Origin of the sequence: Leucobacter triazinivorans, from assembly GCF_004208635.1 — a bacterium.
GTDB lineage: Bacteria > Actinomycetota > Actinomycetes > Actinomycetales > Microbacteriaceae > Leucobacter > Leucobacter triazinivorans.
In genome coordinates this window covers 2,360,961-2,386,505 of sequence record NZ_CP035806.1, presented here as the reverse complement: position 1 = coordinate 2,386,505, position 25,545 = coordinate 2,360,961, and the positions used below count along the sequence as shown (strand labels likewise).

The 25,545-nt window shown below is 68.5% G+C and carries 24 protein-coding genes; 8 read left to right on the top strand and 16 right to left on the bottom strand.

Features of this window, described 5'->3' with window-relative positions; genetic code table 11:
* Positions 1–69 precede the first annotated feature (69 nt).
* Positions 70–3,825, bottom strand: a complete 3,756-nt coding sequence (locus tag EVS81_RS10855; RefSeq protein ID WP_130110401.1) for a SpaA isopeptide-forming pilin-related protein — start codon at positions 3,823–3,825, stop codon at positions 70–72.
* A 646-nt stretch (positions 3,826–4,471) separates the two neighbouring features.
* Here EVS81_RS10855 and EVS81_RS10850 point away from each other — a divergent pair.
* The 4 genes from EVS81_RS10850 to EVS81_RS10835 are packed head-to-tail and all read left to right on the top strand — an operon-like array spanning position 4,472 to position 7,737.
* Complete coding sequence (locus tag EVS81_RS10850; RefSeq protein WP_130110400.1) at positions 4,472–5,107, top strand: response regulator transcription factor; 636 nt, start codon at positions 4,472–4,474, stop codon at positions 5,105–5,107.
* Entirely contained in the window at positions 5,107–6,258 is a 1,152-nt protein-coding gene (locus tag EVS81_RS10845; RefSeq protein ID WP_130110399.1) for a sensor histidine kinase, read from the top strand. The genes EVS81_RS10850 and EVS81_RS10845 overlap by 1 nt, the downstream gene beginning before the upstream one ends.
* A gap of 59 nt (positions 6,259–6,317) precedes the next feature.
* A complete protein-coding gene (locus EVS81_RS10840; RefSeq protein WP_130110398.1) occupies positions 6,318–7,379 on the top strand; it encodes a hypothetical protein in 1,062 nt (353 codons plus the stop codon).
* Positions 7,380–7,407: 28 nt separating this feature from the next.
* Complete coding sequence (locus EVS81_RS10835) at positions 7,408–7,737, top strand: hypothetical protein (protein WP_130110397.1); 330 nt, start codon at positions 7,408–7,410, stop codon at positions 7,735–7,737.
* Between the two features lie 103 nt (positions 7,738–7,840).
* Here EVS81_RS10835 and EVS81_RS10830 read toward each other — a convergent pair whose 3' ends face one another.
* The 7 genes from EVS81_RS10830 to EVS81_RS10800 form a co-directional block, all read right to left on the bottom strand.
* The gene (locus EVS81_RS10830) at positions 7,841–8,368 is read right to left on the bottom strand and encodes a DUF6328 family protein (RefSeq protein ID WP_130110396.1); all 528 of its coding nucleotides are present in this window, start codon (positions 8,366–8,368) and stop codon (positions 7,841–7,843) included.
* A 74-nt stretch (positions 8,369–8,442) separates the two neighbouring features.
* Positions 8,443–9,600: a baeRF2 domain-containing protein gene (locus EVS81_RS10825; protein ID WP_130110395.1), complete on the bottom strand. Its 1,158-nt coding sequence runs from the start codon at positions 9,598–9,600 to the stop codon at positions 8,443–8,445.
* Positions 9,597–9,797 (bottom strand): hypothetical protein, encoded by a 201-nt coding sequence (locus tag EVS81_RS10820; protein WP_130110394.1) that lies wholly within the window; start codon positions 9,795–9,797, stop codon positions 9,597–9,599. Before EVS81_RS10820 ends, EVS81_RS10825 begins: the two co-directional genes overlap by 4 nt.
* A gap of 150 nt (positions 9,798–9,947) precedes the next feature.
* Complete coding sequence (locus EVS81_RS10815) at positions 9,948–10,250, bottom strand: Dabb family protein (RefSeq protein ID WP_130110393.1); 303 nt, start codon at positions 10,248–10,250, stop codon at positions 9,948–9,950.
* Positions 10,247–10,546, bottom strand: coding sequence for a glutaredoxin family protein (locus EVS81_RS10810; RefSeq protein WP_130110392.1), 300 nt, complete (start codon positions 10,544–10,546; stop codon positions 10,247–10,249). The genes EVS81_RS10815 and EVS81_RS10810 overlap by 4 nt, the downstream gene beginning before the upstream one ends.
* A 244-nt stretch (positions 10,547–10,790) precedes the next feature.
* Positions 10,791–10,889: a 30S ribosomal protein bS22 gene (locus tag EVS81_RS10805; RefSeq protein ID WP_005504750.1), complete on the bottom strand. Its 99-nt coding sequence runs from the start codon at positions 10,887–10,889 to the stop codon at positions 10,791–10,793.
* A 103-nt stretch (positions 10,890–10,992) separates the two neighbouring features.
* Complete coding sequence (locus EVS81_RS10800) at positions 10,993–11,463, bottom strand: ArsR/SmtB family transcription factor (RefSeq protein ID WP_130110391.1); 471 nt, start codon at positions 11,461–11,463, stop codon at positions 10,993–10,995.
* Positions 11,464–11,590: 127 nt separating this feature from the next.
* Between EVS81_RS10800 and EVS81_RS10795 the strand changes: the two genes are divergently transcribed.
* Positions 11,591–11,863, top strand: a complete 273-nt coding sequence (locus EVS81_RS10795; RefSeq protein ID WP_130110390.1) for a hypothetical protein — start codon at positions 11,591–11,593, stop codon at positions 11,861–11,863.
* A complete protein-coding gene (locus tag EVS81_RS10790; protein ID WP_130110389.1) occupies positions 11,844–12,509 on the top strand; it encodes a potassium channel family protein in 666 nt (221 codons plus the stop codon). The genes EVS81_RS10795 and EVS81_RS10790 overlap by 20 nt, the downstream gene beginning before the upstream one ends.
* A 143-nt stretch (positions 12,510–12,652) precedes the next feature.
* Here EVS81_RS10790 and EVS81_RS10785 read toward each other — a convergent pair whose 3' ends face one another.
* Positions 12,653–15,610 (bottom strand): cytochrome P450, encoded by a 2,958-nt coding sequence (locus EVS81_RS10785; protein WP_130110388.1) that lies wholly within the window; start codon positions 15,608–15,610, stop codon positions 12,653–12,655.
* A gap of 185 nt (positions 15,611–15,795) precedes the next feature.
* Here EVS81_RS10785 and EVS81_RS10780 point away from each other — a divergent pair, with 185 nt between their 5' ends.
* Positions 15,796–16,719: a LysR substrate-binding domain-containing protein gene (locus EVS81_RS10780; protein ID WP_130110387.1), complete on the top strand. Its 924-nt coding sequence runs from the start codon at positions 15,796–15,798 to the stop codon at positions 16,717–16,719.
* Between the two features lie 10 nt (positions 16,720–16,729).
* On the opposite strand, the gene EVS81_RS10775 is transcribed toward EVS81_RS10780, so the two are convergent.
* The 7 genes from EVS81_RS10775 to EVS81_RS10745 all read right to left on the bottom strand — a co-directional run bounded on the left by EVS81_RS10775 (position 16,730) and on the right by EVS81_RS10745 (position 24,340).
* On the bottom strand, positions 16,730–18,070 hold the full coding sequence (locus EVS81_RS10775) for an MFS transporter (RefSeq protein WP_130110386.1): 1,341 nt from the start codon (positions 18,068–18,070) through the stop codon (positions 16,730–16,732).
* A gap of 181 nt (positions 18,071–18,251) precedes the next feature.
* Positions 18,252–19,655: an aldehyde dehydrogenase family protein gene (locus EVS81_RS10770; RefSeq protein ID WP_130110385.1), complete on the bottom strand. Its 1,404-nt coding sequence runs from the start codon at positions 19,653–19,655 to the stop codon at positions 18,252–18,254.
* Between the two features lie 29 nt (positions 19,656–19,684).
* Entirely contained in the window at positions 19,685–20,839 is a 1,155-nt protein-coding gene (dctP, locus tag EVS81_RS10765; RefSeq protein WP_165384247.1) for a TRAP transporter substrate-binding protein DctP, read from the bottom strand.
* A gap of 120 nt (positions 20,840–20,959) precedes the next feature.
* Entirely contained in the window at positions 20,960–22,417 is a 1,458-nt protein-coding gene (locus EVS81_RS10760) for a TRAP transporter large permease (RefSeq protein ID WP_130110383.1), read from the bottom strand.
* A 39-nt stretch (positions 22,418–22,456) separates the two neighbouring features.
* Positions 22,457–23,002: a TRAP transporter small permease gene (locus EVS81_RS10755; protein ID WP_130110382.1), complete on the bottom strand. Its 546-nt coding sequence runs from the start codon at positions 23,000–23,002 to the stop codon at positions 22,457–22,459.
* 8 nt (positions 23,003–23,010) lie between these two features.
* Positions 23,011–23,898, bottom strand: a complete 888-nt coding sequence (locus tag EVS81_RS10750; RefSeq protein ID WP_130110381.1) for an NAD(P)-dependent oxidoreductase — start codon at positions 23,896–23,898, stop codon at positions 23,011–23,013.
* A gap of 4 nt (positions 23,899–23,902) precedes the next feature.
* The gene (locus tag EVS81_RS10745; RefSeq protein WP_130110380.1) at positions 23,903–24,340 is read right to left on the bottom strand and encodes a carboxymuconolactone decarboxylase family protein; all 438 of its coding nucleotides are present in this window, start codon (positions 24,338–24,340) and stop codon (positions 23,903–23,905) included.
* A gap of 217 nt (positions 24,341–24,557) precedes the next feature.
* Here EVS81_RS10745 and EVS81_RS10740 point away from each other — a divergent pair, with 217 nt between their 5' ends.
* Entirely contained in the window at positions 24,558–25,496 is a 939-nt protein-coding gene (locus EVS81_RS10740; RefSeq protein WP_165384246.1) for an AraC-like ligand-binding domain-containing protein, read from the top strand.
* The last annotated feature ends 49 nt before the right edge of the window (positions 25,497–25,545 follow it).

Sequence of the window (25,545 nt, the reverse complement as noted above, 5' to 3'; positions counted from 1 at the left end):
AGGTCAAGCCCCTTTCTCTTATGAACTACAAAACCAGTGATCAAGAACCAAACACCCGGATGAACCGCGCTACACCGCAACCCTCCTCCGCCGAACCAGCACGAGCAGCAACGCAACAGCACCAGCAACCACGCCACCCAACACGATCGGGACAGTGCCGACCCCGCCGGTCAACGGGATGTTCAACCCCGGCTGCTGCTCGTTGACGATTCCGTCCATCACGGTGATTGCTGTGCTGGACAGCACGTCGACGGAGTGCGGGGAGCTATCGAGCACATAGCCGAAGGGCGCACGAGTCTCGATCAGCTGGTACGTGCCCGGGTCGAGACCGACGATCAGGAACGTCCCGGGCTCGGGATCCTGGTCGGGGCCTGCACAGGTGGCTTCTTCGCAGTCGGTGATTGCGATCAGGTCTCCGGTAGGTTCTCCCGCGCCGTCGATCTGCTGCAGGGTCCACTCGGAACCGGCGAGGAGCGCACCGGTAGTGGTGACCTTCGACCATTGCAGAGCGCCGAGAATCTCCGTTGTCGCGCACGACTCGTTCGCGTCGTTCGGCTCGGGGCATGGATTCAACGGGGTGACCGGAGTCGGGCCGTCAACACCCCAGCGGTTCACGAGAACCACACCGTCTTCGCCTTCGGGCACGGTGTTGCCTTCAGCGATCGTGACAGTGACGGTGAAGGCGAACACCTGACCGAGCGGCATCGCGGCGAGCTGCCAGGTGACGACCCCGGCGGCATGCGTGCCTCCATCGCTCGCACCCACGAAATCGACTCCGTCGGGCAGCGTGTCTCGGAGCGTGATGTTCGAGAGGTCTCGACCGCCATCGTTGACAGCGGTCACCGTGTACGTGAGCTCCTCGCCGACGTGCGCCTGCGCCTGGTCGACGACCTTATCGATGGTGATATGGGAGTAGTCCTTATGCGCCACGCCCACTCGAGCGGCCTCCACCGCAGGGAGTACCTGACCGCTGTCCGCGTTCGTCTGCGATGCTGCGAACGTATTCCAGGCGATGTCGGAATCGGTGATGCCACTGGGCGTGGTCATATTGATCTCGATGCGGAACCCGGTGTTGAACGCATAGGTCTGACTCGAAACGAATTTCAGCGCCGTGATCTGCTGCAAGAGCGCCGCAGACGGGCTCGCCGGCATCGCTGTCCAGTCGTCGACGCAGCCAGGATTATCGGCATTGGGCAGCACCTCCGGGCGACACGGATTGTCCGAGACGGAATAGTAGGCGGAGATCCCTGCCGGGAGCGGAGCGATGCTCGCCAATGTCGGTTCGAACGTGCTGCCGCGCTGCTGGTCGACCGTCGTCGGTATCGTGCCCGTGTCTCCGGGTGTCGGCAGCAGGTCGTAGACGACCACGTCGGTCATCGATGCGATGCTCTTGTTCGTCCAGTCCAGACGGAATGTCGCGGTACCGCCGGTGCCCTCGACGTACCCGATCGCCGGGAACGTCTTGAACGAGGTGTCATTGCTGCCCCGCACAGACTTGACGACCTGCACGGCCTCCGAGGTCGGGTCTGGATTCACGACGAACGACGTCGTGGCACGGCAGGTGAAGTCAGCACCGCTCAGCCCGGACACTGCGGTCCCCTGGAGACACATGCTCTGGGTCCCGGGGTCCGACAGGTTCACCGAAACCGTGTTGCTGTAGCTTCCGGGCGACGGGGCCTTCGAGGGCACATTCACCTCGAATCGGAACCGTTCGCCGAGACCCGAATCCAAGAGCGAATTGATCGTCTCCGCGGTCACGACGACGGTCAGCGTCGTACGCCCTGTGCTGGGGTCCGCGGCGACCGAGGTCGTCGTGTCGATGTCATTGACGTATCCGAGCGGAGTGTACTGCGCCACGTCCACGCTGATCGGCCCATCGACGGCCCATCCCGCCGGGAGGGTATCGGTGAACGTCAAGTCGCCGGTCGTCTCACCGGAGAGGAAGACCTCCGAGGTGAGCGTGAACGATTTGCTCGTCGTCGAGTACGCCTTCTTGGCACCGATCTGGGGGCCTTCCTTGACGTAGATGGTGCCGATGGAGGTCAGTGATGCCGCGTATGGCGAGGACTCCTCCGGGACGAAGGACTCGACCGTTCCCTGATTGCGGATCAGATCACCGGCATTCCGGTCTTCGTCGACGTAGCCGCCGATCAAGACCTGTGTCCTGGTGTTGGTCATCCCCGCGGTACGCGGGATGGAGATCTCCGCGACCTGACCCACCACGCTGTCGGGCACACGATAGGTGCGAACAGTTGCACCGTTCGGCGCCGACCCCGAGGAGGCTTGCAGCGTCAGTGCGACGACCGTGCCGTCGGTGAGGCGAGCATTGACCACGAGACTCTCAGGAATGCCTACTCGACCGACATCGGCCGGGGTCCTCACGGTGACGAGCGTCGGGTGGAAGGCGGGATCCGTGCAGAGAGCTCCGCCGGCGGGGTAGCTCGAATACGCAGCACCCGACACGTTCGTGGTGCAGGGCATGGGGTCGGTCAGGGTCAACTCGACGCCCGGCTGGCCCTGCTGGATATCGAGCTGATACATCGCTTCGATTCGAAACATGAGCGCATCATTGGTTCCGTTCGGAAGTGGCGTCAGATGGAAGCTGCTCGACGGCTGAGCTGCCGCACCGAGCCCGAGCCACGGGCCGGGGTAGGTCGCGGATCGATACCCGTTCAGGTTGTAGTCCTTCTGGTAATCCCCCACCGAGTTCAGCAGGGGCCCGATGCCGAGTTTCGATGTCGTCGCACCAGGAATCGTGTCAACCACGGTGATGTCGTCGCTGCTCGAATCGGTGACGGTGGCACCGCTCAGAGACGTCCCCGTAGCCGTCGCCGTATTCTCGATCACCGTCGCGTCGGGAATGCTCGCGTCGACTTGGGCGCTGATCGTGACCGGCGCAGCGGTTCCGGATCCCTTCGAGCAACGGTCGCCGAGTTGCGCCGCGGAGAACGTGAAGGTCACCGTCTGTCCGGATACGACCGCACCGCTCGGCGAGCTCGACACGTAGGTGAGCCCGGCGGGAAGCGTATCTGAGAGAACCAACTGCGTGAGGTCTTCAGCACCGTACCCCCAACCGGCAGTCGGGCAGTCCCACGCGAGAGAGTAGACGACCACGTCTCCGGGGTGGAAGTACCCGACGTTCGCGGTCTTCGTCAGATCCAGCGAGGCGGCGGCGGTGGCGGTGGAGGTCACACCCGGTGCGTTCACCGTCGGCGTGTCGTCGCTGAAGGTCATGGTCGGCGCAAGCGTCCAGCTCGTACCATCGGGCGTGGTCTGGTTCGGCGGGGTGATGGTGAACCCGATCACGCCGGACGTGCCCTGCACGAGGTCATCGAGTCGAATGATCAGATTTCCGGCGCTGTCGACTTCCCAGTCCACGATCATCGGGTTCGCGCCGACCTGGATCGGCAGATCGGCGGCATCGCCGAGCGGAATCGTAATGACTGGATCGGTGGCGCACGGATCGGCGTTCACATTGCTGCAGCCGTAGGAGATGCTGTAATTGAACGCGACACCGGAGGCTTGCGTGGCGGGCGTGAGCGCGGCAATGCTCAGCGTCGGTTGCGAACTCGCATCTGCATGCGCCTGCGCGGGAGAGAGGAGCCCGATCGCCAGCATCACAACGGCGACAATCGCCACCCAGATCCGATTCTTGGAGACATGCCGATAGCCCCCGGTATGGGATAGGCGATGTACCGCACGTGTCATCGTGGAAATGACCTTCCAGTCTCGAATGTGTTTTCTTCGTGATCCCTCTGCGTCATGCGGCGTCGTGCATTGCAAAGCCTTCACCCAGAGTGATCCGCGGCCCCGATGGGCCGACAACCTCAGCAAGTCTGCGCGAGCCGGCGCTCGACATCGAGCGTTCTCCAGACATTCCCCCACTTATAGGGGGGTGCTGCGTGAGAGCAGAAGTTACGTGCAACGCACTTGGGTTCCCGCTCTTGCGAAGCCATCGCGAGGACAGGATGAGCCGGTCGCTGCGGAGGCCACCCGCCTCGTCGGTTCAGGAGACGCTGGATCTTCCGGCATCTCTCAGGTCCGCAGTTCTTCGCACGCGAGATGGGGCGTGGGCACCCCTGGTTCTGGGGGAGCGCCTGGCGCGGGGTCCAGTCGACTGATTCAATCGTGAATGCGCGTCTGGAGCCGCACCTTCGGGGAACTCCGGCTCGCACCGGCGATGCCTTCTATCCCCTCACCCCGAAGGCGCCGCAGGTCGTCCGCCGGGCCCTCTCCCTCGTAACATCCGCCCGGCGGTCCAGACAGCGCCGGGATGCTGTGCCGCACGCAGAGCATCCCGGCGCTGCCGACGGGGAGCCTTCCCAAGGCTACGAACGGCTCACTATGATGAGGGCAGCTCTCCCTGGCTCGAGTCTCGGGCTCGGGCCGCCCGACGCGCCGGGGGGACGCGCTGCTGCTCGAAGAAGACACTCCGTGGGTAAGGGGCCCACCGCTGTCGAAGGGGACACGTATGAGCGCACGAATCGGTATGGTCGACGACCATCCTGCCGTGGTATTCGGCACGACCGCCATCATCAATTCGCACCCGGGACTCAGGCTCGTGAGATCGGCCCGGACAGCCCGAGACCTGGTCGAGGCCGAAGTCCGCTTCGATCTCGTACTGCTCGATCTGCAGCTCGCCGATGACTCGACGCCTGCGGACAATGTCAAAGTGCTGCGCAGACTCGGCGTGCCCATCATCGCGTACACAGGGGGCGACCGACCCGAACTGGTCCGTGCGGCAGCCCGGGCCGGGGTGTCCGGAATGATCAGAAAGTCGGAGACGCCCACGGTCATCGTGTCGACAGTGCTCTCGGTGCTGCAGGGCAAGCCCATTGCCACACCGGACTGGGCCGCCGCGCTCAACGAAGATCGGGATTTCGTGAGCGCACAGCTGACCGACCGGGAGGCAGAGGTGCTCGGCCTCTACGCATCCGGTGAGACCGCGGATCGCGTGGGCTCGGCCCTGCACATCTCGCGTGAGACCGTTCTCGATCACATCCGCCGCATCCGTGGAAAATATGCCTCGGTCGACCGTCCCGCCCCGACCAAGGTCGACCTGTTCCGCCGCGCCGTCGAAGACGGGCTCGTGGAGCAGCACGACTGATGCGCCCGGACCGTCATGCTACCGAACGGGCAGATCGACAGACCGGCTGGCTGATCGCCCTGTGCGCACTCGTATTCCTCAGTGCGCGAGCCGGCCTGGCGGTCGCGCAGGCGGACGACTTCGCGCCGTGGTGGACGGTCGCGGCGGGCACGGCGGCGTGCGCCTTCATCGGACTGGCCGTATTCGGCCGTCGCATACCGATGCGATTCCTGACGTTTCTCTGGCTGGCGGTCCCCGCACTCGTGCTGACTCTGCAATTCCTCTCCTACGGCGCGTACCGAGTTCCGGGAGGATCCGCACTCCCCTGGGTCTGGTCTCTCGAAGCCGCAGCGGTGAGCCTCCTGGTACTCGTTCTCCGCACCCCCTTCGTCTTCGCCATCACCGTGCTCTCGGGTCTCAGCGTGGCCCTGTCCGCCTGGGTGTTCACAGGCTCCGTTCCGACGGCCGTCGCCGAAGCCACACCTCCTCACGTGAGCAATGTGGCCTTCGTGGCCATATTCCTCGGCATCCGAGGCCGACTCGCCGCCCTCCATGAGAGCGAGGCCCGGACTCGTGAGGCCGCGGCGAGAAGCGCTCAGGTCGATGCCGAGAACATGCGCCGCACGAGACTCGGACGGGTCGTCCACGACGAGGTGCTCTCCGTGCTCACCGCCGCGACGATGCTCCGCGGGTCCATCCCAGACGTGCTGCGCGACGAGGCGAAGCGCGCCCTGGTGGTCCTCGATGCAGCCCGAACCGAACCGGAAGGCGGTCTTCTCGAAACCGAGCCGGCGCTCGCGCAGCTGCAGCAGCACCTCGCCCGTGTGGCTCCGGAGGCCGCCTTCGCAGCTCGAGGAGATGGTTCCCCCATGCCGGCCTCGGTGTTCGTCCAGGTCTCCTCGGCCATCGTCGAAGCGCTCAGGAACGCGAAGCACCACTCGGGCGCCGAGCGCATCGCGATCGAAGTGAGCATCAGCGATGGCGGGATCGAAGCGGTCGTGCGGGACGATGGCATCGGGCTCAGCCCCGCTGTCATCGAAAACGCAGCTGTGCGCGGGCGCATGGGAGTCGCTCACAGCATCGTCGGGCGCATGAGCGAGATCGGGGGCCGAGCCGAGGTGCAGTCCAGTCCGGGAACCGGCACGGAGGTACAACTGACGTGGAGACCATGAATCGGCCCCCCGCACGGGCCGAGAAGACCGGAGCCCCAGTCCAAGGCTCAGGCGCAGCCGTGGAAACGGCACGCGGTACCGGCGCGTCCGGCCTTGCCACACCGGCGGCGCGGTGGACGATCGTTCTCGCATGGGTCTGCGTCACCGCATCCTGGCTGATCGATTCGTCATTCACCGCGCCACCGCCGTTGGCGGTTCTCGCCCATCTGTTCGCACTCGGTGGCGTCTTCGCTCTGACCGACCCGCGCGATACTCCCCTTACCGGCGCCCGCGCACTGGCGGTGCCGATCCTCGCGATCTCTGCCACTGCGTTGATCCTCGTGTCGTCCGACGGAAGCGAGAGCACCTGGCTCGTCAACTTTGCGAGCTATCTGACCGCGCTGCAGGTGGCTCGGGGGAACACGATCGTCGGCCTCTGCGCCAGCATCGTGCAGGCCCTCTGCGTCATCGTCTGGGCCGTGTCCACGTCGCAACCGCACGACGCGGTGATCCCGATGCTCACCATTCCCACAACTGCACTGATACTCAGCTTCATCTGGCGGTGGGCGCTCCGCGGGATCGTAGCGCGCGAACGCCGGCATCGTTCGGCGACCGCGGAATCCGAGCGCCGCATCGCCGCCGTCAACGCCGCCGCAATCCGATACCAGAACGAACTCGATGCGATCGGGAGGCAGGTCCGCCCTTCCCTTCTTCGGCTGCGCGACAGCGCCGCGTTGGACGAGGCATCACTCACCGAAGCGATGCTCGTCGAATCCGCCGTGCGCGACCGCATTCGCGCGCACCGCCTGCAGCATCCGCGGCTGATCAGCGCCGTCGAGCGAGCCCGATCACGAGGGGTGACGGTGACCATGCTCTCAGATCTCGCGGACCAGGCGGTGATCGGGAACGACGCAGCTGAACGGATCGCCGATGCGCTCGAAGCGACAGAGGCGCCGGCCGCGGTCACCATATCCACGAGCTTGCGCGCTCGCTCGCACATCGTCTTCGTCGCCGAGGGAATCCAGGGACATCGCCGGATGCAGATACACGATGCGAGCACAGTCCGGTCTGCCCCGGACGATGCGCTAGCAAACTCAGTCCCGACCGACAACCCCGGCGCGCGAGGCGACGCGCTCGGGTAGCTTCGGGAGCGATGAGGAGGTGCCCACCATGAATTCGCACCGCACGCAGGAGGATCCCGACCGCCTTGGCGGCGGAAGTGAACCGAACCGGGACGCGAGCACGCCGACCGCGACCGCCCCGGACTCCGTCGACGAGTCCGTGCCGACCGCCGGCGACGCCGGCCAGGAGGGCCCGGACGCCGCGGATCCGCCTCGCGCGGCCGGCAAGCACGCGGCGGAGGATCCGGGCGATCCCGATCTCGCACCCGAGGAGGGCGCCGACGCCTTCGAGACGCAGGCCGACGCTCGCGCGGCCGGCCGCACGAGCGACCCGGATCCCGACGACGAGGATCACGTGTCGATCGATCCCCCGGACTGATCCTCGGAGCTCCACTCGGCGGCGCTGCACGCCCGCGTCGCCCGCGCTCGCCGCCTGACGCCCGCGTCGCCAAACGCCCGCGTCGCCCGCGCTCCGATCCCGCCTACCCCGATCCCGACCTGATGCCGAGCCGCGGCACGATCGCCCAGAGCAGCACGACCACGACGGCCGTGCCCCCCAGCGCTGCAAAGCCCGCAGCTCGTCCGACCGTGAAGTCGAAGATGAGGCTCGTCACTCCCACCGCGAGCATCGCCAGCACCACCAGATCGGCGGCGAGCAGGCGACTGCCGAGTCGCACGACGTTCGCCTTGCGGCGCCTGCCGAAGTGGGCGCGATGCAGGCTGACGGGGGCGAGCCCGAGTGCCGCGGCGACACCCGCGAGCGCCACGAGGATCAGGTAGAGCGTCAGCTGATACCGGTCGAGCTCGGTGAAGCGCGGCTGGAAGGCCACCGCGAGGAGAAACGCGCCGAGGATCTGCGCGCCCGTCTGCGCGACGCGCAGTTCCTGCAGGATCTCGTTCCAATTGCGATCGGCGCGCTCATTGGGACTCTCCCGGCGCCCATCGTCGACCCCGTCGGGCTCGTCGACCTCTTCTTCGCCGCTCGCGCGGCCCGTCTCGTCCGCCCGCATCTCGATCCTCCTCCCTCCCGGCGCCCGCACGGCCTCCCTCCCGGCGCCCGCACGGCCTCTCGCAGCCGCCGGGTCTACCCGTCAGCCCACCGCAGCACCGCGATCGGCGCCCGCGCGTCCCGTTCCGGGCGCTCCACGCCGGGTGCCGGATCCGGCTCCTCGACGATGCGCACCTCAGCGCCCGTCAGCACCGCGGCGCGGGCGAGCGCCTCGACGAACGGCGCGCGCCCGAGCGACGCCGCCGCGCCCGGCGCGCCGCCGGCCCGGGCCACCCAGGGCTCGCCGCCGAGCACCTCGAGGGTCTCGCCGCGGGCCGCCGGGCTCGCCCCCGCGGAATCGTCGTCGAGCCAGCGCGCGTCGAGTAGCAGGGTCTCGACGCGCGCCTGCTGCAGCGCATCGACGACCTCTGCGATCCCCTCGGCGCGGCGCGCACCGCCCTCGGCGTCGGCCTGGTCGAGGGCTTCCTCGATCTGGCGCCTGCTCAGCGCGTCGAGCGCGTCGGCGATGGCGCGATCGAGCTGCGCGCCATCCGCGCCGTCCGCGCGGGTGTTCGCCTCGACCTCCACGAGCAAACCGGCGCTCTCGGGCGCCAGGCGTTCGCGGAGCAGCTGGCGGGCGCGCAGGTCTCCGGCCATCGCGATGAAGGTGGGACGATGCTCGCGCACGAGCGCGTCGACCGCCGTCGCGATCTCGCTCTGATTATGCTTCCACACCTCCTCGGAGTGCCGCTGCCACCTCGCGTGCGACCACCCGCCGGCCTGCACCTTGGGCAGGGCGTCGGTGCTCCCCGCGATGCTCTCCTCCTGCTCGGCGTCCGCTCGCCCGGCTCGCTCGAGGCGAAGGTCGGCTCCGTCGCGCGTGGTCTCCACCACGAGAAAGCGAGGAGCCCGCCCCCGGTGGCGCAGCAGGGGGCTGATCACGGGCACCGAGCCGTGGGCGAACACCTCCGGCCCCCGTCGCGGCGCCGCGATCCACTCGTCGATCACCACCGTGCCGTCGCGCACCAGCAGGTAGCGCGCCGACGGGCTCGGCACTCCGGCCGCGTCGCGCAGCGCGCGCTCGACGGCCCGACGATCGTTCTCGGGAGCGCCGGCGTCGTCGAGACGCCGCACGGCGCGCTCCTGCCTCGCCTCCTCCACCGTCTGGGGCTCTCCGCCCGTTCCGTCGACATAGGCGACGGTCCACGGGCCCGGCTGGGCGAGCAGCTCGGCGAGTCCTCGGTCGCCGCTCATGCCTGCTCCTCCCCTCGATCGCCGCGGAAGGCGCGTTCGACCTCCTCGGGGTCGGTGTCATCGGGCAACGGCTCCGTCTCCCGGAAGGGTTCGGCGTGCGGGGCGCCGTGCCCCTGCACCATGCCGCGGCTCTCCTGCTCCATCTCCTCGTCGAGCCGGGGCCCGTGCGTCGTGTTGCCTCGCTCGGATCCAGTCATGCGTTCGTTCCTCCTCCTGGCTCGTGTCACCTGGCGCGTTCCACCATCGGGTGCCAGCCACGATAGGCCGGATGCGCGGAGAGGACGATCGCCTTGACGAGGCGGAGCAGAAGCGCTACGGAGCGATCCGAGCGCCGACCGCGGGGCGCGTCAGACCGTGAAGTCGGTGGCCGTGCGTCCCGCGGTGATGCGCTTCATGAGCGCGGTCACCGGCAGGTGCAGCGGATGAGCGGCGTACGCGGCGAGCCCCTCGGCGTCGTCGAAATCGGCGATGAGCGTGAGGTCGAAGTTCTCGCCGTCGAAGAGCTCGTTGCGGTGCAGCGAGAGCGCGCGCACGGAGGGCACCGAGTCGCGCAGCGGGGCGATCGCGGCGACGGCCTCGGCCGCGTGCGCGTCGCGCTCCTGCGGCGTCTCGCCGACGAACTTCCAGCTGACGATGTGGCGCAGGGTCATGAGCGCGTCCTCCAGGGGATGATTCGAGGTGGGGCGGCGGCCTTCTCGATCGCCGCGGACAGGCGCTCGGGATCGACGCGCCAGATGGCGTGCCTGCGCCCATCGATCTGCACCACGGGGATGTCCTCCGCGTGGCGACGTGCGAGCTGCGCATCGGCGAGGATGTCGAGCTCGCGCAGCTCGGTCGCGACTCCCCGCTCGGCGAGTTCGGCACGCACGCGGGCGATGGTCTCGCGCGCGTCATCGCAGAGATGGCATCCCGGCTTGCCGATGAGGGTGAGTTGCACGACCGTCACGATCGATCAGTGTAGCGCGCTGCGCCGCCCCGGATCCCTCGCGCCCTCCAAACTCCGAATCCGTCGCGCGTCACAAGTTGCTGCCAAAAGTCGCACGAGGCCGCACCTACTGGCGCGCGAACTCAGCGTTGCGAGAAACGGGGCGGGACGGGAGCGGAGCGGGCGCCCCGAAGCTGTCGCAGGCACAAGAAAAGGCGCCAGGCTCACGCCCGACGCCCGACTCGATCGCGGTGACCCGCGTCGACTACTTCTTGTTGCGACGCTGGTGACGCGTCTTCCGAAGCAGCTTACGGTGCTTCTTCTTCGACATGCGCTTGCGGCGCTTCTTAATAACTGAACCCACGGTCACCTCACAACGTCTCTCGGGCCGAACGGGATCGTGGCCCACAAAACACTGATTTTACACCGTATCGAGCGCTGCAGGAAATCGCGTCTTCGCGCGCCGCTCAGCCTTTCAGCCGAAACCGGGCGACCAGCTCCTTGACCCGGTGCTCGGCGCGGGCCGCAGCGCGGCCGATGCGCTCGGCCGCCGCCGCCGCCTCCTCCGAGAGCACCTCCTCGTCGTCGAACGAGTCATCGCCGTCGGGGCCGGGCACGCGCTCGCCCTCCTCGGAGAGATACTCCACGGTCACCTCGGTGTCGAAACCGGCCGAGAGGAACGGGATCACGAAGTCCTCCACCATCTCGAGCGGCTCGGGATCGAGGGTGTAATAGCGGTGCTGACCCTCCTCGCGCACGCTCACCAGTTCGGCTTCGCGCAGCACCTTGAGATGCTTGGAGACGGTGGGCTGGCTGATCTCCAACTGCCCGACGATCTCGGACACGCTGATCTCGGCGTCCTGTTGAAAGCGCTCGAGCAGCACTCGCAAGATGTCGCGCCGGGTGGCGTCGGCGATGACTCCGAAAATATCTGGCATGATCTCAAGGTTAGCCGCAGCGGCCGCTCTTTTCCCACCGCCGACGGCAACAGCGCCGCGGGGCGGGCCGAGAACCGGGCCGAGGATCGGGCCGAGGATCGGGCCGAGGGTCGCCGAACCGGCCTCCGTGCCGATGCACCATCCGGAACGCGACCATCGCACGCACCGCGCCCGCCGCGCCCGCCGCGCCCGCCGCGCGTCAATCGCACTGCCGCGGCTCGCCGGCGCCTCGCCGGACGTGATACTCTTCGAGGTCATCTCGGCGTTCGACATCTGCGGACTCTCGACGAAGTTCTCTGCGGAGCAGTCGGACCCGGGCACGCGCATCGCCGCCGCCAACCGCCCCAGTCGATTCGGATACTCAGAGGAAAGGCCGATCATTGGTCGATATTCGCAGTGACGCCCCGGTTCTCGTCATCGGACTCGGACGCTTCGGCGCCGCGACCGCGGGGCAATTGGACCGCCAGGATCGTGAGGTGCTGGTGGTGGACACCGATGCGCAGCTCGTGCAGAAGTGGGCCGACCGCGTGACCCACGCGGTGCAGGCCGACGCGCGCTCCATGAACGCGCTCAAGCAGATCGGCGCGGAGGAGTTCCAGATCGCGGTGGTGGCGACGGGCGCGTCGATCGAGGCGAGTGTGCTCATCGCCGCGAACCTCGTCGATCTCGGAATCCCCCAGATCTGGGCGAAGGCGATCTCGAGCTCGCACGGCAAGATCCTCGAGCGCATCGGGGTCAACCACGTGATCTACCCGGAGCGGGAGGCCGGCGAGCGCGTCGCCCACCTGCTGAGCGGCAGCATGCTCGACTTCATCCAGTTCGACAACAACTACGTGATCGCGAAGATGTACCCGCCGCGCTCCATCCGCGGCCGGTCGCTCCGCGAGAGCGGCGTACGCACCCGCTACCGGGTGACCGTGGTCGGGGTGAAGACGCCGGGCCAGCCGTTCACGCACGCCACCGAGGAGACGGTGATCTCACCGCACGATCTCATCATCGTGAGCGGCACCGCCACCGACGTCGAGCGGTTCGCCGCGATCGGGTAGACGCGGGCTTCGGTCCGCTCGACCGCTCCCTCGCCGCCGCTCAGACGGGCGATCCGCCTCCAGGAGGACAAGGGCCGAGGATCTCGTCCTCCTGAGCATGGATCGCCTGCGCGCCGCGGGCCCCGCAGCCCCCGCAGCGACGGCTACCGCCCGACCGTCGCGGCCGACACCTCTGCGAAGACCCCCGCAGCCCAGTCCCGCGCCGCGTCAGCGGCGGAAATGGACCCGCCCGCGTCGTGCCGCCCGTACTCCCCCAGCCGTGAGGCGCCGCAGGCCTGCAGCGCCTCGTCGACCAGCTCGCTGCCGCGCGAGTACGTGCGGTCGTAGCTGCGGTCGCCCATCCCGAACACGGCATAGCGCACGCCGCTCAGGTCGGGCCGCTCCACGCACAGTTCCCGGTGGAAGGGCTGCGCCGCGCCCGGCACTTCGCCGTCGCCGTAGGTCGCGCAGACGAGCAGGTGCAGGCGGGCGGGATCGAGCCCGGCCGCAGTCGTCTCGGCGAGATCGCGCACCTCGACATCGGCGTCTGCTCCCAGCATCCGCGCGAGCTCGTCGGCGACCAGCTCGGCGCCGCCCGACTCGGTGCCGAAGAGGATGGTCGTCGGCACCCCCGCCCCGATCTCCGCGGATGCCGCCGTCCGTAGCGGCGGCAGCTCGAGGTGCTCGTCTCGCGCCGCCGCGAGTTGCGCTTCTCGGCTCGGCAGCTTCGCACGCTCGCGGCCCGGAGCCGCCGTGAGCCGCTCTCGCATGTCGATGCGGCGCCAGCCGTCGAAGTCGGTCTCGCCCTCCACCCCGGGCAGCCCCGGAGCCCCCACCGTGACGGCGCCGGACTGCAGATCCGCCGCGACGATGCGGGCGAGCTCGCGCGCATCGGCGCGCTGGTCGGGGATCGTCCCGCGAGGCCCACGGCGCAGCCACCCGGCAGTGTAGAGCCCGGGCGAAACGCGACCGTCAGGGTGCGAGCCCGGCTCGACCGGGCTGCCCTCGTCGGCTGTGAAGCCGATCGCCGTCACGACGTCCGACGCGGGGATCCGCACCTCGCCGTCCGGACCGCGGAACACCGCGGCTTCCACCCGCTCGTCACCCTCGAGGCGCTCCGGCGCCAGTCCGAACCACCACTCGACGCTGACGCGAGGCTCGTCGGTGGCGTCTCCCCCCGCGATGAGCGCCCGAACGGCGTCGATGCGGGCGTCGCGGCCGTCATCGGAGAGCTCGCCCGCGCCGTGCACCACGTGGCGCACACCCTGCAGGCCGGCGAGCTCACGCACCATCACCGGGTCGAACTTCGCATCTGCCGGGGCGCTCCGCCCGACGAGGTGCACGGTGCGCACGCCGTCGGTGAAGCGCCCGTGCGCGGCGTCGTCGATGTCCGAGCCCTCGAGCCCGGCGGCGTCCCGCGCGACGAGTCGCGCGAGATCCATCGCCACATTGCCGTGCCCCACCACGACGACCTGCTCGCCCAGGGGGTCGGGCGCAGCCTCATCGGGGTGACCGTTGAGGAATCGGGTGACGGCGCCGGCCCCGCGCACACGAGCGAGCGTCGCCCCGGGTACGGGCAGGCGGGCATCGCAGTGCATGCCCGTGGCGAGCACCACCACGTCGTACGCCCGCTCGAGTTCTTCGAGCGCGACGTCGACGCCGAGCCGGCAGTTGCCGCGGAACCGCACTCCCTCCTCGCTGAAGAGCCGGTCGAACTGGCGCGCCACGGCCTTCGTGCCCTGATGGTCGGCCGCGACACCGTAGCGCACGAGCCCGTAGGGGGTGGGAAGCTCGTCGAACACGTCGATCGGCGCGGCGGGGAACGTGCGGCGCAGCGCTTGCGCTGTGAAACTCCCGGCGGGGCCGGAACCCACGACGGCGACGCGGGGCGCGGCGGCGTCGCGATCGCGAGCCTCGGGTGCGACGGTTCTGCGGCCGTTCCACGTCACGGGCAGCTTCAGCATGCCCCGGAACACCCACCCGCCGATCTCCGCGGGATCCTCGTCGACGAGCGAGAGCCCCTCGAGCGACGAGAAGAGCAGCGGAAGTGCGACCTCGGCGACCTCGGCGCGGGCGGCCCATGCCCCGAGGCAGACGTGCACGCCCTTCCCGAACGCGAGATGCGGTTTCGCCTCGCGGCGAATGTCGAAGTCCGCGGGCCGCGCCCAGACGCGCTCGTCGCGATTGGCCGAGAGAATGCAGATGCCCAGCCGGGCTCCGGCGGGCAGCCGCACCCCGGCGAGCTCGGTATCCCGCGTCGCCTGGCGCGAGTAGAGCCCGATGGGCGCCACCCAGCGAATCGTCTCGTCGAAGACCGCGTGCCAGAGCGACGGATCCCGATCGACGGCGGCCCGCTGCTCCGGGTGGGTCAGGAGGCCCCAGGCCGCCACGCCGAGTGCGTCGCGCGGCTCGTTGAGCCCGCCGCCGATCGTCATCTTGACGTTGGCCCGGATGCGGTCGAGGGGCATCCGGTAGTCGGGGATCTGCAGCAGCTGCGACAGCAGCGACTCATTCGGGTTCGCGGCGTGCCACACGAGCATCTCGTCGAGCGCGGCGTCGACCTCGTCGAAGGACTGCTTGCCGAGTGCCCACACCTCGGGATCGTCGGCATAGTTGCCGGTGGCGTCGATCATGGTCTGCGACCACCGCTGCAGGTCCTGCTGCGTGGCGTTGTGCAGGCCGATGAGCTCGCGCAGGCTCTCCGCGGCGAACGGGGCGGCGAAGTCCCAGATCAGGTCGGCGCCCGGCCCCCTCGCGACGAGCTCCTCCAGGTAGCGCTCGGCGTTACGCTCGAACTTCGACTTCCAGATGCGCTGCACCGCTCCCGGCCTGAGCGCGGGCTGCCAGGCCTTTCGCTCGACGTAGTGCTCGGGATCGTCGCGGCGCAGCATCGAGTGCCCCATGGCTCGGATCTGCAGCGACCCCTGCTCATCGGCGGAGAAGACCTCTTGATCGAGCTCGGTCTCGTGCACCGCCTCGTACGAGGTGATCAGGTAGCGGCCCACCTGCGGAACCCAGTGCACGCCGCCCTCCGCGCGCAGCCGCTCGTAGATGGGAAAGGGGTCGCGGTAGAGGTCGGGGATGGTCACCCAGTCCGCGACCGGAGCCTCGTTGCTCGTCATTGCACACCTCGTCGTTCTGAACAGCCGGACGCCTCCGAGTATGCGTGCCGCATAACGGAAGGAAAAGCGGAATTATCTGCATTGATAATTCGATTAGATGGGATAATGGAGCGCATGAAGCTAGACCGCGTCTTTCGGCGCACCCGATCGGCGAGGCCGCCGCAGCAGTGCGACGCAGGGTCGGCATGACCGATCCGCTCAGCACGCCGCTTCCGGCGTTCACGCTGCGGCAGCTCGCATACTTCGTCGCCGCAGCCGACGAGGGCACGATCACGGGGGCCTCCGCGGCGCTGCGCATCTCCCCCTCCGCGATGTCCGACGCCATCACCGAGCTCGAGTCGGCGCTGCGCGAACGCCTCTGCGTGCGACGCCGCGCCCACGGGCTCACGCTCACGCCGGCGGGCGAGCAGCTCGTCCTCACCGCACGGCGCATGCTCGCGGAGGCAGAGGAACTGCATCGATCGGTCGGCGGCGGCGGGCGGCTGTCGGGTCCGGTGGTGATCGGCTGCTACCCCACGCTCGCACCCGCGATCCTGCCACCGCTGCTGCAGGACTTCGCGGCACTGCACCCGGAGGTCGAGCTCTCGATCCGAGAGGCGACGCAGGACCGGCTGGCCGAGGATCTCGCCTCCGGCCGCATCGACGTCGCCTTCGTGTACGACATGCTCGTGCCCGGCGACACCGAACGCGTCCGGCTGTACGAGCTGCAGGCGCACGCACTGCTCGCGGCCGACCATCCGCTGGCCGGCCGCACGACGGTTCGGCTCGAAGAACTGGTGGACGACGACCTGATCCTGCTCGACGCCCCGCCCTCCAGCGAGCACACGCTCTCGGTGTTCGCCGAGCACGGCCTCCGTCCGCGCATCCGGCACCGCACCGCAGGCTACGAGGTGGTACGCACGCTCGTCGCGCGTGGGCTCGGCTACGGAATCCTGGTCTCCCGCGTCGCGAATCCGAACAGCTACGAGGGGCTGCCCCTCGTCGCGAAGACGATCGTGCCGGCGGTACGACCCGTCGCGATCGATATGATCTGGGCGCCCGACCGGCCGGTCCCCGCGCGGACCCGCGCCCTCATCGAATTCGCGCGGGGCGTCGCCTGGCCTGTGTGACGCGCGCCGCTCAGTGCGCAGCGACGGGCTCCCGGGGCGCGGAGTCCTCGCGCTCGATGAGCGGTGCCCCCCAGCGGTCCTTGATCACGAGCACAGCGGCGATCGATACCGCGGCCATGAGCGCGAGATAGATCGAGACCGAACCGATCCAGCCGGTGCTCTGCTGCAGCCAGGTGGCGATCGTGGGCGCGAACGCACCGCCGAGGATCGCGCCGAGCGCGTACGAGAGCGAGACGCCGGAATAGCGTACACGCGATGGGAAGATCTCGGCGAAGTACGCGGCCTGCGGGCCGTAGGTGAGTCCGGTGGAGACCATCCATGCGGAGAGCGAGATCGCGATCATCACGACGATCTGCGTATCGACCAGCAAGAAGAGCGGGAACGCCCACAGGATCTGCAGCGCGTAGCCGACCAGGTACACCTTGCGGCGGCTGCGCCAGCGGTCGGACAGCCAGCCGCCGAAGAGCGTGGTGCAGGCCCATACCGCAGAGGCCAGCGTCACGCACCACAGGATCTGGGTGCGATCCATGCCGTGCACGGTCGTGGCGTAGGAGAGCACATAGCCGCCGGTCGACATGTAGCCCGCCGCGTTGTTGCCGGCGAAGGTGAGGGCCACGAGGATGACGAGCCACCAGTGCTTCCTCAGCAGTTCCACGAGCGGCATCTTGGAGCGGGCCTTGCTCTCGCGCAGTTCCAGGAAGACCGGGCTCTCCTCGACCGAGCGGCGGATGATGAAGCCGACGACCAGCAGCACGACGCCGACGAGGAATGGGATCCGCCAGCCGAACTCGAGGAACCCATCCGGGCCGAATACCGCGGTGGTGATCGCCAGCACGCCCGAGGCGAGCAGCATGCCGAAGGGCACACCGAGTTGGGGCGCCGAGCCGAACAGCCCGCGCTTTCCGTCGGGGGCGTGTTCGACGGCCATCAGCGCGGCGCCGCCCCACTCTCCACCTGCGGAGAAGCCCTGCACGATGCGCAGGAGCACGAGCAGGATCGGGGCGACGATGCCCGCGGCCGCGTACGTCGGCAGCAGCCCGATCAGCGTCGTCGCAGCACCCATGAGCACGAGCGTCATCACCAGCATGGCCCGGCGACCGACGCGGTCGCCGAGGTGCCCGGCGACGATGGCTCCGAGCGGGCGGAACAGGAAGCTGATGCCGACCGTCGCGAACGAGACCAGCAGCGCCGCCTGAGCCCCGAGCGGCTCGAAGAAGAGCTGAGCGAACACGAGCGCCGCCGTGTTCGCGTAGATGAAGAAGTCGTACCACTCGATGGTGGTGCCGACCATGGTCGCGATCGCGACGCGCCGGCCTTCGCGGCGAGGGCGGATCGGTGCCGTCGTGGACATTGCAGACTCCCTTGTCCGTTGTGACGCCCTCTGCACGACTGCGCGAGGACCACACACATCATCGGCGGGTGTCAATGCACGAGTCAAACGGATTGAGTTGCAGATCAAATGCGGCTGATCCGAATAAGTAGAGGAGCGCGCGGCGGCAGGGCAGCGCCCCGCCGCCGCGCACGGTCGAAGCTCACACGGTGATGACCTTGGGTGCGGCCACCGCCTGCAATCCGTGCGCACCGAACTCCAGCCCGTAGCCGGAGGCCTTCACTCCTCCGAAGGGCACCATCGGGTTGAGCGTGCCGTGCTGATTGATCCACACGGTCCCCGCCTCGATGCGCTCGGCCACCTCGCGCGCCTGAACAGGGTCCCCCCAAACCGACGCCCCGAGGCCCTGCTCCGACGCGTTCGCCCGAGCGATCGCATCCTCCAGGTCCGAGTACCGGATCACCGGGATGACCGGCCCGAACTGCTCCTCATCGACCAGCGCCGCCCCGTCCTCGATATCCGTCACGATCGTGGTGCGATAGAAGTGCGCGCCGAGTTCCGGAGCCGGCTCGCCCCCCGTGACGATCTTCGCGCCACGAGCCCGGGCGTCGTCCACGAGGCGCGCGACGATCTCGAACTGCTGCGGCGTCGTCAGCGGGCCGAGCAGGTTCTCCTCCCCGGTGCCGGGACCCATCGGGGTCGACTCGGCGAGCGCCTGGAGTTCCGCAACCACAGCGTCGTGCACCGAGTCGTGCACGTACAACCGCTTCAGCGCCGCGCATGTCTGCCCCGTGTTGATGAAGATCCCCCAGAAGAGGCTCTCCGCGATCGCTCGCGCATCTGCACCGGGCAGCACGATTCCCGGATCATTGCCGCCGAGCTCCAGTGTCAGTCGCGCCAGATTCTCCGCAGAACTCCGCACGATCTCCCGCCCGGTCTCCGTGGACCCCGTGAACATCACCTTGTCGATCCCCGGATGCCGCGCAATGGCGGCACCCACCTCACGGCTGCCCGACACCACCGCGAGTAGCCCGTCCGGCAGGTGCCGGTTCATGAGCTCGACCACCGCGAGCACACTCAACGGCGTATAGCTGCTCGGCTTTACGACCACTGCGTTGCCCATCCGCAATGCCGGAGCGATCTGCCAGATCCCAATCAGTGCCGGCCAGTTCCAGGGTCCTATGGCCGCAACCACACCCAACGGCACGTAGTGCATCTCCGAGCGCGTGCCCTCGGCCTCGAACAGCACCTCGGGCTCGATCACCGTATCCGCCGCGTTCCGCACCCACACCGCGCATCCGGCGGCCTCGAACCGGGCACCCGCGCCGTTCAGCGGCTTGCCCTGCTCACGCGCGATCACTCCAGCGAGTTCCTCGGCATGCGTCTCGATCTCTTCTGCCGCGAGGCGCAGGACCCGAGACCGCTCCTCGTGTCCCAGGCGCGCCCATTCGATCTGTGCCGCCCGGGCCGCATCCACGGCCTCGTCGAGGTCCGCCACCGACTGCACCGGCGCAAATCCGATCGTCTCACCCGTCGCAGCATCCGGGATCGGACGTCCCGAATCCGCATCCACCGTGACCGCGTCCAACAGCGCGTTCTCCGTCATCTCATCACTCCTATCGACTCGTTCGCGGATCAGCGGTTCTCGAACGACGCCACGCAGGCGACCGTCGCGTCGTCGTAGGCCGCGTCGTCGTACGTCTCGAGCCCGGCGATGTACCGCTCGAGCACGCCCTCCGCGTCCTCGAGGCCCTGCTCCGTGGCGAGCTCGATCCACATCTCCTGGCCGGAATCACCGAGCGCGTCCTGCCACGCCTGCGTGTCCGCCTCGTCCCACGCGTTCAGCGACTCGACCGTCGGGGCGTCCTGCATCTGCTGGCACTGGCCTGCCGCGACCTCGTTGAACGCGGCGATGCCCGCGCCGGTGTTCAGCTCTTCGGCGATCTGGTCGAACTGCTCGCGCAGGTCATCGGGAAGCGCATCGTAGGCCTCGGCATTCACCCACATGCCGAACGTCGAGTACTGGCCGATCCCGGGGTCGGTCCAGTCGGGCAGCAGTTCCATGAGCCCATAGTTCACCGGGAAGTCGATGGCGCCGCCGATGGTCGACACGACTCCGCGCTCGACCGCCTCGTACGTTTCGGGAGCCGTGACCGCCACGATGTTCGCGCCCTGGTCGCCGATCGCCTGCTGGATGATGGGCCCGGAGACCCGCACCTGGGCGCCCTGGAACTGCGCGACGCTCTCGATCGGCTCGTGACCGCCGAGCAGGAAGCGGCCGACCGGCCAGGTCGCCACGTGGTGCAGGCCGTTGCGCTCCATGATCGCCTGCGCCGGCGCGTAGTCCTCGTGCAGGTCGTAGATCGACTGCATCGCGGCCTGCGCATTCTGGCTCAGGAACGGAATGCTCACCATGCTGGTGGAGGGGAAGTACTGCGGGGTGTAGTCGGGCACCGTCACGCCGATCTGCGCGCGACCGTCGCGCACGCAGTCGGCGACCTCCGGGGCCTTGCAGAGCGCCTCGGTCGCCGTGCGCTCGAAGCTGATCCGGCCGTCGGTCGCCTCTTCGACCCGGTCGAGGAACCAGTTCTGCACGGCCGCGTTCGGGGTGTCGGCCTGCGCTCCGGTGACGAGCGTCCAGGTGACCGTTTCACCGGAGCCGTCGCCCTCGCCCGCGGCAGAGCTGTTGATGCCCGAGCATCCTGCCAGCGCAAGGCCCGCGACCGCGGCGAGCGCAACGGCGCCGGTCATGCGGCTGAACCGCCCGGGGTGGTGTGGTGTGGAGAACATCGTCGTCCTTTCTCGGTTTCCCGCTGCCGTGCGGCGCGAGTATGTGTTCATTGTTCAGCGGCGCCCGAGCGGTGTCGTTGGCGAGCGGCGCAGGCGGGTGAGGCGTTCGCGCAGGAACCGTCAACCGGCTCCCTGCGCGACGAGCGCGGGGAGGAACAGGGTGATCGCGGGCACGAAGAAGAGGATCGCCGACACCACGACGTCCATGAGCATCAGCGGCAGCACCCCCTTGAAGACGGTCTCCGTGCGGATCCCGGTCGCGCCCGACACCACGAAGCAGGTCATGCCGACCGGTGGCGTCACCATGCCGATCGCCGTGAGCTTGACGATCATCAGACCGAGCCAGATCCCGTGGAATCCGAGCTCCATCGCGATCGGATAGATGATCGGGATCGTGATGATCAGGACCGATATCTCATCGAGGGCGGCGCCGAGCGGCAGCAGCAGCAGGAGCAGCAGCCCGATCGTGAGGAGCGGAGGCACGTCGAGCCCCGCCACCCAGGCGGTGACGGTGTCGGGCACGTGGGCGGCAATGAGGAACGTGGAGAACACGCTCGACCCGACGAGGATCATGAATACCATGGACGTGGTCTGCGCCGTGTCGAGCAACGCGCCCTTCACGTTGCCCCACATCGTCGACCACCCATCGCGGCGGAACTCCCAGAGCAGGATCACTAGAGCGACGAACGCGGCGATCGCGGCCGACTCGGTCGACGTGAACACTCCGGAGAACATTCCCCCGAGGATGATCAGGAAGATCACGCACAGGCGCACGAGGCCGCGCCACGGGAGGGTGCGCAGTGTGCGCCCGTAGACCTGCTGCACCGCCTCGGTGTCGGGCGTGCCGGGAGGCAGCTGCGCCTCGCCCGCTCCGGCGCCTGCCGAGCCGCCGGAGCTCTTCCGGGCGGCCCCTGCGGCATCGGCTCGGGCCCCGGCGACCGCATCGGCGAGCGTGGCGTCCGGACGCACGATCTGCCGATGACCCACGACCAGGATGTACACGATGTAGCCGAGAGCCGAGAGCAGGCCCGGAATGATGCCTGCGGCGAGGATCTGGGCGACCGATTCGCCCGTCATGATGGCGTAGAGCACGAGGAAGGTGCTCGGAGGGATCACGACCCCGAGCGTGCCTGCGATGGCCACGATGCCGGTGGCGAGCGCGGCCGGATACCCGTACGCCCGCATCTGGCCGACCGACAGCTTCGACATGGTGGCGGCCGTCCCGATGCTCGAGCCTGAGACCGCCGAGAAGCCCGCGCAGGCCATGACCGTGGCGACGCCGAGGCCGCCGGGGAACCGGCTCACCATGTGGTTCGCGACGGCGAACACGTGCTCCGCGATCCGGGCCCGCATCGCGAACATGCCCATGAGGATGAACATGGGGATGATCGTCAGCGAGAAGCTCGCCGTGGCGCTGAACGGCACCGATCCGAGCACGTTCGTGGTGTAGCCGGTGCCCTGCAGGATCCCGAGTCCCAGCGCGCCCGAGAGGGCGAGCGAGAGCGCGACCGGCATGCGCAGCATGAGGAGCACGATGAGCAGGACGACGATCGTGAGCACGATCAGCGTGACGAGCATGAGGACCTCCTGGTCTGCGAGACGGACGGGAAGCGGGCGCTACGCATCCGACGCCCCCTCCACGGACTCTCCGTAGGCCGTTCGGCCCCGGACCACCCGGACGAGGTTGACGATCGCCACGAACGCCCAGAACAGCACCCCGATCGCGATGATCCAGCGCAGCGGCCAGATCGGCCACTGCACGAGACCGAATCGGGTCTCGTTCATGCTCGTCGACTGCGCGGCCCGCAGGATGAGCGCCGCGGACATCCAGCCGAGGATCACGGTGTTCAGCGCCCAGATGAGCACCGATGCGAGCCGAGCGATGCCGGGCTTCAGCCGATCGGTGACGATGGTGACCGCGACATGGCCGCCCTGGATCGAAGTCCACGCGAGACCGAGGAAGACCGAGGCGACGAGCGCGGTCTCCGCGATCTCCATCATGCCCGGGAGACTCGCCCGGGTGATCCAGCGCACGAGCACGTCGATCACCGTCGCGAGCATGAGCACCACGAGCGCGCCCGCTGCGATGACGCCGAGTACCGCGCCGCACTGCGTGAGCCGGCGGTCGAAGACCGATGCTCCTGATTCTGCCGAGACTCCCACGGCTGCTCCTACCGGTCCCGCCAGAAGTCGAGGGCGCGGGTGTGGTCCACGTCGCCGAGCGCGTCGAGGGCGTCGCCCATCGTCGCCGCCACGGCATCGCAGACGGGCGCGTCGTGGCCCGCGGCCCGCTGCACCCGCTGCGCGATCCGCACATCCTTCGTGAAGAGCGGCAGGGCGAATCCGCTGGCGTATCGTCCCTCCACGATATGGTCCGGCAGGACGTGCGTCGTGACGAAGCTCTGGCCCGTCGAGGCGTCGAGCACCTCGACCATGACCGCCGGGTCGAGACCGAAGCGCCCGCCCGCGACGAGGGCCTCGGCCGACGCGGTGAACGCGGCCGCCGCGACGAAGTTGTTCAAGGCTTTCATCGCATGACCGGTTCCGAGCCGGCCGGTGCGGAAGATGCGCGAGCTCATCGCCTCGATCACCGGGATCGCCCGCTCCGCGGCCCCCTCGTCGTCGGCGCCGAGCATGATCGACAGCGTCCCCTGCACCGCGCGCTCCCGGGCGCCGGAGACCGGCGCATCGACCATGGCGTACCCAGCCCGGCTCAGCGCTTCACCCGTCTCCACCGTCTCCGTGGGGTCCGAAGAGCTCATGTCGACGAACACGGTCCCGGGCCGGGCGGGGATGCGCGGTCGGCCGGAGTCGTCGATGAGGGCCCGGTGCACGATCGCGCTCGTCGGCAGCATCGTCACGATCACCTCGCGGTCCGAGAGCTCCGCGATGTCGTCGACGGCGACGGCGCCGATGCGGTCGGCGAGAGTCCGCGCACGCGCATGATCCACGTCGAAGAGCGCGAGATCGAAGTGCTCCGAGGCCGCGATGTTGCTCGACATGGGGTCGCCCATGGTGCCCAGGCCGATGAAGCCGACCCGAGTGACACGCTCGTTCATCCCATCACTCCGTTCCCGGCGCGACGCGCTGCGCGCGGTCGGACTCGCCGTCCAGCTGCTGGGGAATGCCCTGCTCGGCGAGGATCTCCTCAACCGCTCGCAATCCCTCGACCGCCGCGGGAATGCCGCAGTAGAGGATCGAGTGGACGACCACCTCGCGCAGTTCCAGCGGAGTGACGCCGTTCTCGAGCGCCCCGCGGGCATGAACCCGGAGCTCGTGCGCCTTCCCCTGTGCGATCAGCATCGCGAAGGTGATCCGGCTGCGCTCGGCGTACGAGAGTCCGTCGCGCTGCCAGATGTCGCCGAAGCAGTATCGGGTCACGAAGTCCTGCAGTTTGTCGTTGAGGTCCGAGGTGTGCTCCACCTGCCCCTCCGCTCCCTGCGGCCCGAACATCGTGCGACGCTGGCCGAGGCCCACGTCGTACAGCTCGTCTTGGATCACGATCGACTCCTTTGCAGATTCCCCGTCGCGGCAGCTTCGCCGCGAACGCTCTTCAGTGTGCCCGAGCGCCGGACCGGAGCACTTGTCCGAAGCCGCATGCGCCCTGGCAGATCGCGCACGCGTGTGTCGGTACGGCCGATATCAGGTGGATGAGTCGCACGGATCACCGTATTGTGAAGAACGGACGACGATGTTCGACGGGCAAGGAGGCCATCCGATGTCGCCATACTCGATGGAGTCGCACGTGTCGGTCGGATTCGACGAGTGGGTGCGCCTCGTCGGCAATCGATTCGTGCCGCTCGCGTTGACCACGGGATCCCCCGAGACGTTCATCGGCACGATCCGCAGCCGTACCATCGGGGGCATCTGCGTCACCGACATCGCGGCCTCGTCGCACAGCGTGCACCGGCTCTCCCAGGCGATCCGCCGGGACAGGAACGACCATCTCAAGCTGAGTCTGCAGCTCGAGGGGGCCGGACTGGTGATGCAGGATGGGCGCAGCGCGCAGCTGAACCCCGGCGATGCCGCGATCTACGACACCTCCCGCCCGTACACGCTCGAGTACGGCGGCCCCATGCGATCGCTCGTCATGCTCTTCCCGCACGCGATGCTCGGCCTCTCATCGAGCCTGGTGCACACCGTCACCGCGACCCGCCTCGCGGGCGATTCCGGGATCGGGCGAGTCATCTGCCCCTTCATGCAGCACATGGCCGAGAACCTCGACCTGCTCGAGGGCGCAGGCGGATCGCGCATCATGCACAGCGCGTTCGAGCTCATCACGGCGCTGCTCTCCGCCGAGATCCACGCCTCGGCGCCGAACGACGAGCACGGCGTGGCCTTCGAGTCGGTGCGGATGTACATCGACTCGCATCTCTCCGACCCCGATCTCAACACCGATGCGATCGCGAGAGCCCACTTCGTCTCCACCCGCCAGCTGCAGTACCTCTTCCAGGAGGAGGGGCTCACCGTCTCCGGCTACATCCGCTCGCAGCGTCTCGAACGCTGCCGGATGGACCTGGAAGACTCTGCGCTGCAGGAGCGCACGGTGCTGCAGATCGCGCAGGCCGGCGGCTTCGTTGATCTCAGTCACTTCAGCAAGCTCTTCAAATCGACCTACGGCCGCAGCCCCCGCGAGCACCGCCTCGCGCACGCCTGACTGGAGGCTCGGGCCCCGCGCCCGCGCCTGTACCTGCGCCGTCACCCGC

Excerpts from the sequence above, each read along its gene's own strand:
- EVS81_RS10785 (WP_130110388.1), bottom strand. The coding sequence starts at position 15,610 with ATGACGAGCAACGAGGCTCCGGTCGCGGACTGGGTGACCATCCCCGAC.
- EVS81_RS10760 (WP_130110383.1), bottom strand. The coding sequence starts at position 22,417 with ATGCTCGTCACGCTGATCGTGCTCACGATCGTCGTCCTGCTCATCGTG.
- EVS81_RS10845 (WP_130110399.1), top strand. The coding sequence starts at position 5,107 with ATGCGCCCGGACCGTCATGCTACCGAACGGGCAGATCGACAGACCGGC.
- EVS81_RS10740 (WP_165384246.1), top strand. The coding sequence starts at position 24,558 with ATGTCGCCATACTCGATGGAGTCGCACGTGTCGGTCGGATTCGACGAG.
- EVS81_RS10825 (WP_130110395.1), bottom strand. The coding sequence starts at position 9,600 with ATGAGCGGCGACCGAGGACTCGCCGAGCTGCTCGCCCAGCCGGGCCCG.
- dctP (WP_165384247.1), bottom strand. The coding sequence starts at position 20,839 with ATGTTCTCCACACCACACCACCCCGGGCGGTTCAGCCGCATGACCGGC.
- EVS81_RS10820 (WP_130110394.1), bottom strand. The coding sequence starts at position 9,797 with ATGACTGGATCCGAGCGAGGCAACACGACGCACGGGCCCCGGCTCGAC.
- EVS81_RS10770 (WP_130110385.1), bottom strand. The coding sequence starts at position 19,655 with ATGACGGAGAACGCGCTGTTGGACGCGGTCACGGTGGATGCGGATTCG.
- EVS81_RS10750 (WP_130110381.1), bottom strand. The coding sequence starts at position 23,898 with ATGAACGAGCGTGTCACTCGGGTCGGCTTCATCGGCCTGGGCACCATG.
- EVS81_RS10835 (WP_130110397.1), top strand. The coding sequence starts at position 7,408 with ATGAATTCGCACCGCACGCAGGAGGATCCCGACCGCCTTGGCGGCGGA.
- EVS81_RS10830 (WP_130110396.1), bottom strand. The coding sequence starts at position 8,368 with ATGCGGGCGGACGAGACGGGCCGCGCGAGCGGCGAAGAAGAGGTCGAC.
- EVS81_RS10800 (WP_130110391.1), bottom strand. The coding sequence starts at position 11,463 with ATGCCAGATATTTTCGGAGTCATCGCCGACGCCACCCGGCGCGACATC.
- EVS81_RS10815 (WP_130110393.1), bottom strand. The coding sequence starts at position 10,250 with ATGACCCTGCGCCACATCGTCAGCTGGAAGTTCGTCGGCGAGACGCCG.
- EVS81_RS10850 (WP_130110400.1), top strand. The coding sequence starts at position 4,472 with ATGAGCGCACGAATCGGTATGGTCGACGACCATCCTGCCGTGGTATTC.
- EVS81_RS10775 (WP_130110386.1), bottom strand. The coding sequence starts at position 18,070 with ATGTCCACGACGGCACCGATCCGCCCTCGCCGCGAAGGCCGGCGCGTC.
- EVS81_RS10780 (WP_130110387.1), top strand. The coding sequence starts at position 15,796 with ATGACCGATCCGCTCAGCACGCCGCTTCCGGCGTTCACGCTGCGGCAG.